The organism is Spiroplasma melliferum KC3 (genome assembly GCF_000236085.2).
GTDB classification, from domain to species: domain Bacteria; phylum Bacillota_I; class Bacilli_A; order Mycoplasmatales; family Mycoplasmataceae; genus Spiroplasma; species Spiroplasma melliferum.
Genome location: NZ_AGBZ02000006.1, coordinates 1 through 14463 on the forward strand (window position 1 = coordinate 1; position 14463 = coordinate 14463).

15 protein-coding genes are annotated in these 14463 nt (G+C 29.1%); all 15 read left to right on the top strand.

Translation table 4 applies throughout. From position 1 onward, the window contains the following. The first annotated feature begins 6 nt into the window (after positions 1–6). The 15 genes from SPM_RS06220 to SPM_RS06290 all read left to right on the top strand — a co-directional run bounded on the left by SPM_RS06220 (position 7) and on the right by SPM_RS06290 (position 14381). Positions 7–840, top strand: coding sequence for a type IV secretory system conjugative DNA transfer family protein (locus tag SPM_RS06220; protein ID WP_051600853.1), 834 nt, complete (start codon positions 7–9; stop codon positions 838–840). Between the two features lie 3 nt (positions 841–843). After that, on the top strand, positions 844–1179 hold the full coding sequence (locus SPM_RS06225) for a hypothetical protein (RefSeq protein WP_004028768.1): 336 nt from the start codon (positions 844–846) through the stop codon (positions 1177–1179). 97 nt (positions 1180–1276) lie between these two features. Further along, positions 1277–2791, top strand: a complete 1515-nt coding sequence (locus SPM_RS06230) for a type IV secretion system DNA-binding domain-containing protein (protein WP_040584489.1) — start codon at positions 1277–1279, stop codon at positions 2789–2791. A 656-nt stretch (positions 2792–3447) separates the two neighbouring features. Continuing rightward, positions 3448–3870: a single-stranded DNA-binding protein gene (locus SPM_RS06235; RefSeq protein WP_051600851.1), complete on the top strand. Its 423-nt coding sequence runs from the start codon at positions 3448–3450 to the stop codon at positions 3868–3870. A 142-nt stretch (positions 3871–4012) separates the two neighbouring features. After that, positions 4013–4666, top strand: a complete 654-nt coding sequence (locus SPM_RS06240) for a hypothetical protein (RefSeq protein WP_040584491.1) — start codon at positions 4013–4015, stop codon at positions 4664–4666. A 604-nt stretch (positions 4667–5270) separates the two neighbouring features. Continuing rightward, complete coding sequence (locus tag SPM_RS06245) at positions 5271–5615, top strand: hypothetical protein (protein WP_004028778.1); 345 nt, start codon at positions 5271–5273, stop codon at positions 5613–5615. A 1-nt stretch (position 5616) separates the two neighbouring features. After that, on the top strand, positions 5617–6207 hold the full coding sequence (locus SPM_RS06250) for a replication-relaxation family protein (protein WP_004028779.1): 591 nt from the start codon (positions 5617–5619) through the stop codon (positions 6205–6207). Between the two features lie 262 nt (positions 6208–6469). Next, complete coding sequence (locus tag SPM_RS06255) at positions 6470–6781, top strand: hypothetical protein (protein WP_004028781.1); 312 nt, start codon at positions 6470–6472, stop codon at positions 6779–6781. 243 nt (positions 6782–7024) lie between these two features. Continuing rightward, complete coding sequence (locus SPM_RS06260) at positions 7025–7807, top strand: ParA family protein (RefSeq protein WP_004028782.1); 783 nt, start codon at positions 7025–7027, stop codon at positions 7805–7807. Positions 7808–7809: 2 nt separating this feature from the next. After that, entirely contained in the window at positions 7810–8082 is a 273-nt protein-coding gene (locus tag SPM_RS06265) for a hypothetical protein (protein WP_004028783.1), read from the top strand. Further along, positions 8060–8296 carry a hypothetical protein gene (locus SPM_RS06270; protein ID WP_040584493.1) on the top strand — a complete coding sequence of 79 codons (237 nt, stop codon included), beginning with the start codon at positions 8060–8062 and terminating at the stop codon, positions 8294–8296. The genes SPM_RS06265 and SPM_RS06270 overlap by 23 nt, the downstream gene beginning before the upstream one ends. Before the next feature lie 296 nt (positions 8297–8592). Continuing rightward, the gene (locus tag SPM_RS06275) at positions 8593–10944 is read left to right on the top strand and encodes a DUF3688 family protein (RefSeq protein WP_040584494.1); all 2352 of its coding nucleotides are present in this window, start codon (positions 8593–8595) and stop codon (positions 10942–10944) included. Next, the gene (locus SPM_RS06280) at positions 10944–11213 is read left to right on the top strand and encodes an Mbov_0395 family pilin-like conjugal transfer protein (protein ID WP_004028771.1); all 270 of its coding nucleotides are present in this window, start codon (positions 10944–10946) and stop codon (positions 11211–11213) included. Before SPM_RS06275 ends, SPM_RS06280 begins: the two co-directional genes overlap by 1 nt. A gap of 11 nt (positions 11214–11224) precedes the next feature. Beyond that, the gene (locus SPM_RS06285) at positions 11225–12790 is read left to right on the top strand and encodes an Mbov_0396 family ICE element transmembrane protein (RefSeq protein ID WP_004028770.1); all 1566 of its coding nucleotides are present in this window, start codon (positions 11225–11227) and stop codon (positions 12788–12790) included. After that, positions 12780–14381 (top strand): hypothetical protein, encoded by a 1602-nt coding sequence (locus SPM_RS06290; RefSeq protein ID WP_040584495.1) that lies wholly within the window; start codon positions 12780–12782, stop codon positions 14379–14381. The genes SPM_RS06285 and SPM_RS06290 overlap by 11 nt, the downstream gene beginning before the upstream one ends. Positions 14382–14463: the final 82 nt, after the last annotated feature.

The following is a 14463-nucleotide window of genomic DNA, read 5'->3' on the forward strand; positions in this document are numbered from 1 at the left end:
AAAAATTTGTATAGTGATTTAACAAATATTGACCTTGCTAAATTGCAAGAATATATTATTCAGTTGTATAAAAACTTTAAAATTACTGCTGATACAAATTTAAGTAAATTAACTCGAAAAGATTATCCAATTTTAAATGATTTATATAAATTGGTATATCAAAAAGAACAAGATACTTTGTTAGAAAAAATGTTGTGAAAACTAACCAAAGGAGCAGATGGCACATTGTTTAATGGTGTTAGTACCTTAGAAATTAAAAGCGACTTGATTGTTTTTGATATTTACAATATGGCAAAATCAAAAACAATTGCTAACGCACAAATGTATTTGTTGTTAGCGTTGCTTGACCGTGTTATGAAAAAGAATAAGAAAAATAATTTAACCTTGCCACCGGAAGAACAAAGTTGAGTTTGTATTGCGGTGGATGAAGCACATTTATTAATTAACCAAGATAATCTGCTTGCCCTTAATTATTTATTTACTTTATCGAAAACTTGTCGTAAATTTAACGGAATTTTATATATTTTAACGCAAAGCATTGGCGACTTTACCCAGCACGGAGAAAATGTTAAACGCCAAGCGCAGGGAATAATTGAACAGTGTACTTATCAATTTATTCATCACTTGAATTCAATTGGTTTGCAAAATTATACTGAATTATTGACTGATAACAATATGATAAATGCCTATGAGAAAAATGTTATTTTAACTCCTAAAAAGGGACTGTGTTTGTTTAGTATTAATGATAAACGCTATATTTTGCAAGTTATCGCAACAAGTGAAGAAATCAAAGCAATTGGTACCCAAGAAGACATTAATAATTTAGGAAAGGAAATATAGTTTATGGAAACAAAACAAAACGAATGAATAACAGTTAACATTTTGGCACGCAGAAAACTAAAACGCGAAACCGAGAAAGCCGTTTTATTTTCTATTCCTAAACATAAAGGTTTGTCGGTGTGAATTAATAAAAAATGTATTCACGCTTTGCGTAACGGAAAAGTGTTTGCTGTTGGTGTTAAAAAGAATGATGAATATACAATATGAACATATGACCCTGATAGCAAGCAACATTTAAAAAGTGAGATATGACAAGGTCAACACTTAATCAATTTGTATCAAAATGAATTTAAAAAAATTGTTGCTTGACTTAACAAACAACAATCGCTAAATAAATAAAATCGTTTATAACGCATTGAGTTGATATCTTATTCGTTAAAATAACGTTCGATGCGCCACAGAGGACGATTTTTTTATAGAAAGGTAGGTGTTTAAAATGTGAAAAAAAATTAAAAATTGGCGCGATAAAAATATTAGCAATAAAATTTTTTATTGATTTATTTTTATTTTAGTAATACCGTTTATGCTTGTATGTTTGATAAATTGTGCTTCGGCAATTATTATTATGTTTTTAAAATACCATACACTAGATTTTAAAAACTTTTATATTGCTTATGCTGATAAATACAGTTGGTTAATTTCAATTGTTTTGTTTATTATTGCATTCTTATTTTTCTTGTGATTTTATGTAAGTCATAAAATAGATAATATGGATAGTCCTAAAACAAAACAACAAAAATCAAACAAAGCAAGTGATAAAGAATTTAAAACATTACAGTTAAAAATGCTTGCGCTTAATAATAGGTATGGTATTCCAAAAAATAATTTAACTCAACATACTTTATTGGTTGGTACAACTGGGAGTGGTAAAACAACAACATTAATGTTTTTAGTAAAACAATTAACTCAAATATTTAAACAGACCACAATAATAATTGATGGTAAGGGGGATATTGATTTAATTAATAAAGTTAAACAACTAGACCCTAGTGCCTTTGTTTGAGAAATTGGTGGCACAACGGAATATAATCCGTTTGCGACAAAAGATAGTGTTGTATTATCTGATAAGATAATGTCGTTGTTTGATTTTTCCGAACCGCATTATGAAGCATTGGTAAATGATTATGTGTTGATTTTAACCGAAACATTAATTAATAAAAATATTGATTTAACATTAGAAAATATTATTAAATATTTTGATATTTCAGAATTAAAACAATTAATTAGTAAAAAAAACAGCAATTATGAATATTTAGAAAAAATCAATGAAGATGATATATTAGGTATGCGTTCGCGCTTGAATGTTTATCGCCAACAGTTAAAAATAAGTATCGGTATTAATAACAACTTATTAGAATTGATTACTAAACATAAAACGATTTTGTTTAGTATTAATTCGTTGATGTATCCCAAATTGGCGGGTTCTGTCGGAAAAATCATTATCCAAGACTTAAAAGAATTAACCACCCTAAAATCAGTTAATCAAAAAATTAACATTGTATTAGATGAGTTTAATGTCTTTGCAAGTGAAACCATTGTCAACTTGATAAATAAGTCGCGTAGTTTTAATTATCAATGTTTTTTGTCTTTCCAAACAATCAACGACCTAAAAACAAACAATATGAATTTAACAGACACTATTTTCGGAAATGTTAGCACTATTGTTTGTCATAACATTAAAGACCCGAACACGGCGGAATATGTCGCTAGTGTCTTTGGTACCCAAGAAACCGAAAAACTAACTCGTCAACTTGACTTTAAAAACAACACCGCTGATATGGGTTCAGTGCGTGCGGTGGATGAGTTTATTGTTCACCCGAACGACCTTAAAACCCTTAAAATTGGTGAATGCTATTTTAAAACCACTCTTTCGAGTGGCAAGTTATTTATTAAAAAAATTGCGGTTGACCCTACTTGTTTAGATGGTTTAATTCAACACTTAAACAAATAAAAATTATGTTATAATTTGATAGACACTTATTACAAATTCCTTAATATCAAAGGTTCCAGTGTCATTTACTTTAACTTGTTTTTATAACATAAATAAATTTTACATTTTTAAAATGCAAATAGAAAACACCTTAGTAAAATAAGGTGTTTTTGTTTCTTAAAATTTATTGATAAATTTATTTATTTGTTGTACAATATAAATGTTAGCGTTAAAAACGCTAGGGCAATTTAAAAATGGAAACACAACAAATTTTGAACTAAACTGTGTTTCCACAGACAATTTTAACATATTTTATTTAACTTAAAATGTGTTGTATCAATTATTATAATGTTTGTGGAAATAGCGGTCTGTTATTTCCCTTTTTATTTGTTTTCGCAAAGGAGTGATAAAAAATATTTTATCCGCACATTTGTGATAGAATTAAAACAACTAAATAAAAGAAAAATGACTTTGGGGTCATTCTTCTATACACCTATTAAGGGTCTAGTCAACCGCTTAACTAGGGTTAATATATAATTTAACTGAACCGCACAGTTGTGGTGGTTCTTGGTTAAATTATAACATTTTTTAATTTTTGTGTATAGGTAGAATGATAAAAAAGTCATCTACCTATTTTTTTTATTTATGAAAATATTTTATTAGAAAGGAAATAAAAAATGAATCAATTTATCGGAATTGGTAGAACAACCAAAGATATAGAAATTAAACAAACAAGTACTGGGAAAGAATATGCCATATTTCAATTGGCAATAGCACGCCCATATTCAACACAAAAAGAAACTGATTTTATCCCTTGTCAGGTTTGAAATAAACAAGCCGTAGTTTTACAAAAATATTGTCAAAAAGGTTCTCAAATTGCAATTACGGGCATTTTGCAATCTTTTAAAAATAAAGAAGATAAAACACAGTGAATAGTCCAAGTATCTAATTATGAATTTTTACATACAAATAATGACTTAAAAAAAGATATTTTACTATCTGAAAAATCAAATGAAATTATTGCCGAAGAGCAAGCAAATTATAGTTCAGAAGATATTAAAGAATTATTCAATGGTGATGATGCCATTTTATGAGATTAAAATTTCATCTATAATATCAATATTTTTTAACCTAAAATTATCGTTGAAACCAACCAAAAGAATATGATTCTACATTTTGGAAAATATCAACGCTGATAAGGGGCTTAAATACGGTTAAAACCGCAGAAAGGAGCATATTATTATGCAACAATTACAAAAAGAAGAACAAGTCAATTACCACTTTGTTGAGATAAATGGGTTGAACTATAAAGTTATTAATCAACTTGATGAGAAAAAACATGTTTCTAATTTTTACTTACCGAAAAAATTAGTTCGCCAACACCCTACCCGCAAAGACAGTTATAAAGTCAAAATTTATGACAAATTTATTTGTGTACCAAAAATAATGTGTTTTATTGATAAAACTGGTAAATATTTTTTGGTTGGGATTGATATGTTTTTTACCTACTGAATTTATAACACGCGTGATAATAACAAATATCGCTTGGCCGGTTATCAAGCAATTAAAGACACTGCAATTAAAGAATTGCATTATTTAACTGTGTCTGCTAGAAGATACGAAAAAGAACAAGCAACAAACCCATTTTTAAGTGGGTTAACTTACCAACAAGCACGCGAACAAATTTGCGCTGAAAGCGACAAATTAAAAGCAGAATACCAAACTTATGTACAAAGTAAGTATTCTGCTAATAACATTAAAAAATCATCAAACAGAGAAAATAATTCTCTTATTGATAAGTTTAACACACACTATGAAAAAAACAAGGGTGATCCACCAAAATTATCCGAAGAAGAACTCGACCAATTATTAGTGGAATTAGACAACTTAGACTAACTCCCCTATCGAGTTCTTCACTCCCCTATCAAAAAAAGTATAAGAACTTGCGTAAAACCACAGATGTAGCAAGACAACGAATAAACAAAATTAAGATATGGTCATTATCATATCGTTTTTGCTATTTGGTAAATCACCTATTTTTATTATCATTTTTCTTCCAATATATAACCAAAATAAATACCATTACTATATCAAAACAACATAATTAATAAATTTTACATACTTTCTTAAATAAATTTAGCGGTAATTTTATTTAAAAAATACTAATATATAGTATAATTAAATAAATTAATATTAAACTTTTATTAGTTTATTTAATTTTTTATTATGCTGCGGAACTACAAGCATTTTGGCACGCCAAGCACCCCAAACCCCGCACTCCCAACGTTGTTGATAGCACGGGGTTTGGGCTTAATGCTTGTAGTTCCGCAGTGGTGGTTATTTATTGGTTGTATTAATTACAATTAATACAACCAATAAATAACCACCTAGTTCCTTTTTTCTTTTTGCCCGAGCCCTTAAAAGAAAAAAGCGAACACAAAAAAGAAAAAACCCCACCCTGTTAGTATGACAACGGTGGTTGGTAAGGAGTTGATATTATATGGGTGAACAAGAAAAAATATTGCTGTTGATAAATAGTTGGGGATATTTAAACACCGAACAAATTAGTTTACTTTTAAATAAAAAAGAAAATGGTACATATAAATTTATTATGAAATTAGTTAGTAATAAGTTTTTAAATGTTGATACATTGCCGAAGAAAAATTATTATACTTTAACTAGTAAAGCACAAAGTCATTTAGGACGTGAGCATAAAAAAAACATTAAAGTTAATTACTATGAACTTGCCCACCAAGATATGCTTATCAAATGACTTTGTAGTCAAACCGATATCGAGCACAACCAACTGATACTGTTCGTAATTTGTTGAGTAAAGAAGGTTTAATATGACAGAAAGTTTAAAAATTTTAGATTTATTAAATAAATGAGGATATTTAACAGCCGAGCAAATTGCATTGCTGTTAAATAAACCGATTGAAAGTGCAAAAACTAATTTAAAAACATTACAGAAAAAACAACTTTACAAAATAGATAAAACCACTCGCAAAAACATTTATTTCCTTTCGCATAAGGGTAATACTTTTGTTGGGCGAGTTCATAAAAAAAACATTAAAGTTAATTACTATGAACTTGCCCACCAAGATATGCTTATCAAATGACTTTGTAGTCAAACCGATATCGAGCACTACCAAACTGAGCGGGAGTTGAAAATGGAAAATGGTAATCTCAATGCTTACCCTGATTTAATCATCACTAAAAACGATGATAGCGAAATTTATGTTGAATTTGAGCGCACCCAAAAATCGCCCAGTCGCTTTAAGAAAAAGTTAGACGGACATACTAAATGATTACGTAATGGCGGGCAAATATATTGAATTACCCCAACGCAAACACTTGCTAACTGAATACAGCGGCAAATTGACAAAGATGACTTTAAAATAGAACTGCAACAAGTTATTATTTGATCCACACAATAACTATGCGCGACAAGAACCAAACACCTACGAAATATGAAACAATTAATAAAGTATTTGTTTTTGTCACAAAATATGATAATATTAATTTGGAACAAATAAAAAAGTGAGAGTTAACCACTCCACTATCTATCTAATTATCCTATTCGGATAATTTTTTAATTATGTAAATAATTTGTAATAGTAGCGTGATTATTTTAAGAATGTCACAAATGATTTGTAACAATTAGAATTTACATATTAATAAAAAAGGGAGTGATATTTAATGTTTGACTTAAATTGAAGTGCTGTCATTTCTTTAAAATATGAAGATGATGAATTTTATTTATTGTGGCAATATTATCGAAATGGTAAAAATAAAATTACGGAAAAACAAAAAGATTATATTAAAAATTTGTTTTATCAGTATTATATTCCGAATACGGAACGCCAATTTGAATACTTGGAAAATAAACTAAATGAATTAAATACTCGCAGTGCTAGTGCAATTATTAACGGTTTACTACAAAAAGATAAACGATTAATTGCTCTGCTTGTAAAATATTTAGAGCAATTTAAACCGAATAATTTAACCTAGTCCCCTATTATAAAACCCTTATTTTATAAGGGTTTTTTGTTGTTTGTTTTCCTATCGTCGTCTGTGGCGCATCGAACGTTATTTTTGCGGGTAAATGGTAATAAAAATATAAATATTTAAGTAATTTATTAATATTTATATTTTTTGTGTATTATTATGTATTAATGTGTATAATATTTATGTATTAGTACTTATTAATACACACTAGTAAGTATTATAATTAAAAATGAAAGGAGAATAAAAATGAAAAAAATAACATTTGCTAACAGTAAGGGTGGAGTTGGCAAAACCACATTAACAATTAATGTTGCTCAATTATTATCCCAAATTGGAAAAAAAGTTTTATTATTTGACTTTGACCCGCAATCTAATTTAACAAATACTTTGTTAGAAAATCCGATTGATACAAATAATATAACTAAATGAATTTTGGGAGCAGATAAAGATGACTTAATTTCAACAATTTTAGAAACTAGAATATCAAATATTTTTTTAGTACCATCATATTCCAAAATGGTTTTAGAAACAAATAATATAGTTTTAAATCAACCTAATTCGGAATTTAAATTTAAAATGAATTTAGAAGAAATTGAAAAAATATTAATTAATAAATTTGATTATATATTTTTTGATACATATCCATCTATGAATACAATTTTATTAAATGTTTTATTAGCATCAGATGAAATTATTGTTCCAATTGAACCACATTCATATAGTTTTGAAGGTATTACAACTATGTTTAAACCTTATTTAGAAACAATAAATAATTCTAAAAAAATGGGAATGAATATAAAAAATAATATTAATTATTATGTTTTAAATAAAATTCAAAAAAACAAACTACATCAAAGTGTTTTTGAACTTATTTCCCAAAATGAAATTGGTAAAAAATTGTTAGATACACATATCCCCTTATCTGCTACTAAGCAAAAAGAAACAATGTTGCTTAAATTCGCCGCCATAACCAATAACAACCCAATTTATAAGTTAGTTATGGAATTAACTAATAAAGGAGTGATTTAATTATGAATAATAAATTACTTGCTTCACTGAAAAATAAAATTGATAGTAGTGCTAGTCAAATACCAAAAGAAGAAAGTTTTAATGAAATAAAAAAAGAAATAATTTATTCTGAAATTAAAGATGAAACAAAAATTGTCAGAAAAAATATTTCAATAACTTTAAAACAACAAAAAATGATAAATGAAATGTCAAAAAATAATTATGAAATTAATTTATCATCTATTGCTCGACGAGAAATTGAAAAAATATATAATGAATTTAAATTGAAAAAATAAACAAGTCTTAAAAAAAGAAGAAACAAAAAATAAAAAAAAAGCGAAAGAAGATAAAATAACAATGAAAAAAGCAGATAATAAAGACACTATCAATCATAATTTAATGATTGTTGATGTTGATTTACAAAAATGTTTGAATTGTAGTTTTATTACTCAAAAAATCGATGATGAGTGATTTACAATCAACACAGGGGATAAAAACTGTGGTAAATAACAAAAATATAAAAAAACCACACCTATAAATTAGATGTGGTAAAATAATAGTAGTAAGTGATTTGGCTTCCTTACTCGTTAAAATTATATAAAGTGATAGTAATTTATTGTTCAGATAAATTACTATCGTGGAAACACTAGAAGCAAACTAGCGTTTCCACAGACAATTTTATCATATTTCTTGGTGTTATTTTTTAAGTAACATTGTGAAATATGATATAAATTGTGTTGTGGGAATAGTGCGGTGGTGCTATTCTCTTTTTTATTAAAAGAGAATTCAGAAAGGAATATATATAAATGAAAAAATTATTAAGTATCTTAACCATAACAACCTTGACAGCGAGCGTTCCTGCTCCGTTGCTTGCCAACACACCCTTAACTCGCAATAAACGCGATGTTGGGACAACTGCCAAAGATGTCACAAATAATTACTGAACTTTTATTGCTAGTATAAGTAAAGAAGATGCTACAAAAAACAAAGATAAATATTATTTTGTTATTTATAAAAATAAAGGTGAAAGTAATTGACAAATATATAAGATGCAAATGGGAAAACCAAACGACAGACCTATTTTTGGTGAAACCGTTGAAAGTCATAAAGCATTTTATCGTTGGGATGGTGTTGGCGAACCTAATTTACCAGAAATAAATTCATTAACTGGTGAAATTATAAATTGAAAAGGTTTTGATATAAAAATAAAAGAAAAATATGGAAAAGAAAATATTGTTGTGTGAAATGGAATAAATGCAAGGGGAGATAATAATTTTTATTTTATTATTTGACGTGGTAGAAAAAGTGATAAATGAGAAATCGTAAAATATAAAAACATAGGTCTAAATACTTCAAATACAATAATTGCAACATCTAAAACTGGTGCTGAATTAGATAGAGTAAGTCATAATTTTAGTTTTAGTAATGGTAGTGAATGAGCAGATGCCAAAAATGATGATGGTACATATTTTAAATCAGTTTATCGTTGGGATGGAGTTGGTGAACCTAATTTACCAGAAATAAATCCTAACACTGGAAATATAACAAACTGAAAACAACCAACGAAAAATGATTTTCAACAAGGAATTTTGTTTTCGCTTGTGGATGGTTCAAAAACGGCGACTTGGTCTAATAACGGTATGCGTTTGACAGTTGATGGTGAAACAAACATCAATATCAATAACCCAAATGTTACGGAAGTTTATTGAGATGGTTCTTTGCAACCGCAATTAAGTAAACAATGGAAAATCAATGTTAAACCCGAAACTGCACCACGAGATCATAAGTTAGTTATCAAATACAATATCAATGGGACAAAATACACAAGTGAAGATATTATGGTGTCGATGTTGGCAAAAATTGACTCAACACCAACACCAGTGCAACAAAATCTAAGTGATTTAATCAAAAACACTGATTTAGGAAATATCATTGATAATAATGATGACACTATTTTCTTAGCAGTAAATAAGGCAAATAGTGAAATTATTGATGATTTTTCACAAATTGAAATAACAAAAAAAGTTAATCACTCTGCAACTTTATCAGCGAAACCAGATAGTAAAAGTTACAAAGGTTCAGTTGATATTAAATACAATGTGGTTCCGGCAACAGTGGTTGATTTAAAAATTGAATTAAAACCAACTGTAAGCAGTGCGATAGTTAATAAAGACTATTTGGCACAACTTGACAGTAGTAAAATGACAAATAAAGTTGATACATTTTACTATGCGAATAGTGAAAGTGTTATCACAATGGTTAAACCAACAGATAGCAGTGTGATAACTGGGGTGGTGTATGGTTGTGATGATAAATGAAATAAAACATCACAATCAAGCAACATTGACCCAGCAAAGGGTATTAAACTTGATGGGTCACAACTTGGAGCGGTTCAGGGAAGATATTTAATTGACTTAAAAAACGAACTAGGACAAACAAATACTATTTATTTACAAATTCATAGTGAGAAAGATGAAAAAGCAAAAGCATATTGAAATACTGATAATGGTAAACAGTTTGAACAGTGAGCACAAGACCAAGAACAAGGATACGAAAATATCCGTGGTTCTAGTGCTAGTCAATTGAATAATTTGTTTGAATTATCGAAGACTTGAAAACAAAGTTTAAAACATTTAGACCTAAAATTAGATAACTTTGTTGTTGATAACATTAAAAATGTTAGTCAAGATGAAATTGATAACTATAAAACAAAACTGCTTGCTAGTGTAAAAGCCCAAGTTGAAAAGTATGTTCCCGGTGTTGTAGAAAAGACCGACTATGTTATCAGCGTTGATAATCTTGTTGCGGGTGATTGAACTACAAGCAAAGATGTCAAAGTTCAAGCGGTTGATGGTAGTACAAAACTGTTAAGTTTTACTGTTAAAACTATTCCAGTGCAACAAAAAGAAGAAGTAACAGCACTAGCATCAACACCAGTATCAAGTGATAAGGGTGGAAAATCAATTTGAAAAATACTGGGGATAGTTGCTGGTTCGCTGGCGGGTCTTGGTTTGGCGTATTGGTTGTTTAAAAGATTTGTCTTTAATAAATATTTTTTACCAAAAATAAAAAGACGCCGCCATCTTAAATTAGTTGAACAAGTTAGAAAAGAAGAAGCCGAAAAAGACGCTCAAAACAACAAGGGAGGTGAAGAATAATGATGACTTTGTTAGCGACAAGTGGGGTCGATGACTTACTTAACAAAATTTTAGGTATCGCAATGCCGGTGTTAATTGCCATCGCAGTTGTATCCGCAATTATTATGATTGGTGTTTATGCGATTGGGGGTAAATTTAACGCTGATAGTGGCAACCGCAAAGAAACAATTAAAAAAGTGATGTGGGTTTTAATTTGCTTGTTAATTGTTATTCTTGCGAGTGCGGTTGTCTTGGCGTTTAAAGATACTATCGCCCCAATCACAAGTTAGGTGGTGTAATTATGTTGTTACGAAAACGAAAACAAGATAATTTAACGGTTATAAAATCAAAAAAACCAATTTTAAAACAAGGGTTAGAGCGATTTGTAGCATATTATTTTAAAAAAATATTTACAATATTAGCAATTGCGATGATACCCTTGTTAATTATTGGTTGTATTGTGATTGCAATATTATCGGCGATATTGTGGTTTTTGCCAAATACTGAAACATCAAGTAACATTCAAACAGTTTTCTCTAATACTTTGAATGTTGAAACAGTAGAAACAACTGGCGGGTCAAACATAATGGGGAGCATTATTGGCTGAGCGATAAATAGTTTTTGTGCTATTTTGTATCTTATTTTTATCAAACCGATTGTTTGATTGCTAGGTGGAATGCAAGATGTCGTCTACTTTATTGGTGGGGGAGCTTTAAGCGAACAATTATTTAGTATGAATAATATTAGCACGATATATTGATTGCTGTTTGGTATTGCGATGGCAATGTTTATTGTCATTATTGGCACAAAAGCGATTGCGTGAATGTATAACAATCGCCGCCACGAAATGAAAGCAGCGATAACAAATGTTCTTATTATCATTATTGCTATTCCGCTAATACCGACATTGTTTATTATGGCAAATACAATTATGACAATGATTGTTAAATTGTTTTTGCAAAATGCTCCGATTGATACAAATAATATTGCTTTGGCGATTTTTAATAGTAGTTTTATGAATGGTGTTCATCATTTTAGTTATATTCCCGTTTCGTGGACATTTTCAGATAGTGGTAATTTTAGTTATATTATTTGTTTGGTCTCGGAGTGTTTTATGGTTTATATTATGTTTACTGTTTGTATGTTTTTGTTTTGGCGGGTAATTGAATTGTTTATCTTATTGTGTTATTCGCCCGTGGTGGTTGTAATGAGTGTCGCCGACCAAGGACAACAATTTCGTAATTGAAAAGATATGGTCTTTGGGCGATTTATAAGTTATGCCTTTATGTTTATAACTTATAACATATTTATTATGAGTATTGCGGTGTTAGGGCAAGTGGCAACATTTATGCCAAATTCTTTATCGCAACCAATCTTTATCTTACTTGGTATTTTTGCTTTTGGGTTTGCCGTTGCAAAATCACCACAAATTATAACGAGTTTAATTGGTGGTAATACAGCGATGAGCGATAGTATCGGTAATCTGATGTCCTTTGGAATGGCAACTAACCTTGCCAAAATTGGGGGAAAATTCGCGTGAAAATCGGGTAAATTTGCTGCTCGCAATACAATTGGTAAACCAATTGGTTTAACCCAAGGGATAAGTCACGCGATGAAAAGTGGTACACCATTTAAAGAAGCAACAGCAGGAACTTTATTCGGTGGTTTTAACCCTAATACGGGTGGTGTTGCGGGTGCATTTGCTGGTCAAGCAATTAAAACCAAAGATAAAGTTATGACAAATATCAGTGATTATCAAGCATTCAATGAACAACGAAACCAGAAAAACAATAAAGATAGTGTTTTAGAGAAAGCAAGCACTAAAACAACAAAGAAAGATAAAGGAGACAAAAACAATGGAAAATAACACAAAAATAATCACTAAAAAAGCAAGTAAAGTACGATTTACTGTCTCAAATGTTTTGGGCGGAATTGGTTGACCAGAACTTTTTATTATTTTTGTTGGCGTTGTTTTGATAACTTTATCTTTGACTTTGCTTGCAAAATTATCGCTAATTGCGGGAATTATTAGTGCTATTGTATTTGCTGTTTTGAATATCTTTTTCATAACACCAAATAAAAACGGTGATAAACTATATTATGTTATTTTTATTGCCCTTGGTTTTTTATTTAAACCAAAAAAACACAACATAGAAAATGATAGCGAAATACAAATTATCAATAACCGTGTTGTTTTTGATAATAAACAAATTCTTATTTATAAAATAAATGCTGTTGATTTAACATTGTCAACGCAAGAAGAACGCAATACACCGATTTATGACTTTTCAAATTATTTGCGTGCCTTAAATTTTGATTTTGAAATCATCAAAATTGATAGTAAGTTGAATTTTGACAAAAATAAAAACTATCTTGCACAGACCTTAAAGCAAGATAGTTTAAAAAATTCACAAAAACATCAATTAAATAATTTTTTGTCGATGTCTGAATACTTGGAAAACCAAAAATTAAAGTTAGAACAAAATTATTATTTAATTGTTTTTACAAATAACAATGATAAAAAACTTGAATTATCCTTGTTATCATACAATCAACATCTTTCTTTGACTTTGCCAACAAGCAAAGAAATAAAGAAAATTGTTGATAAAAAGATTATACCAACAAATTCAACAAACTCATCAGTAGCAACATCAATTAAAGAAACTGCAAAATATTTGAAACTGGATAACAATAAATTTGTTAGTTATTTTACTGTTAATCAATTTCCGTTGACTGTTAATGATATGTGATTAAGTAATTTTAGCGAAATAGAAAATGTCAATATTTCTATTCGTGTTCGGCATTTAGACAATATGACAGCGTTTAAATTGCTTGACCGTGCCATCCGAAGAGCACAAGACCAAGAAACTAAAAAAGCAAGTGAAGATATTGAATATAACTTATATTTACAAAACTTTAATGAGTTATTACAACTTATTCAAGTTGGGGGTGAAACCTTGAAAATGGTTTCAATTGTTTTCACTTGCTTTGCTGATAGTAAAACTGATTTAGACCAAGTTGTTTCAAATTTAAAAAATGAAATGATAAGAAATCGTTTTACTATTAATGATTTGACATTTCGCCAGTTTGCAACTTATCAATGTTTGTTATTTAACAATAATGATAAATTAAAAAACATTGAGCAAGAAATGGCGACCATTACTCTTGCGAGTGCTTGACCGTTTCCAACTAAACCGTTAAATGATCCACAAGGACTAATAATTGGGGAAAATGAACAACTACAACCAATCATATTTGACATCAAAACCAAGTCATCAATAAGAGCAAGTCATAACGCTTTTATTGTGGGTCAGATGGGGTTTGGAAAAACATTTAATGTTAAAAAACAATTAAATTGATTATATTGTAATACACACAAAAATCTATATTATTGACCCCCAACGCGAATATGGTGGTTTTGCCAATTATCACGGTGGGGAAATTATTGAATTTGGTAATAACCCAAAGGCAAAAATTAACCCCTTAGAAATCTTTACTGATAATTTTTCCGAACATATTTTGTTGTTAGAACAATGGTTT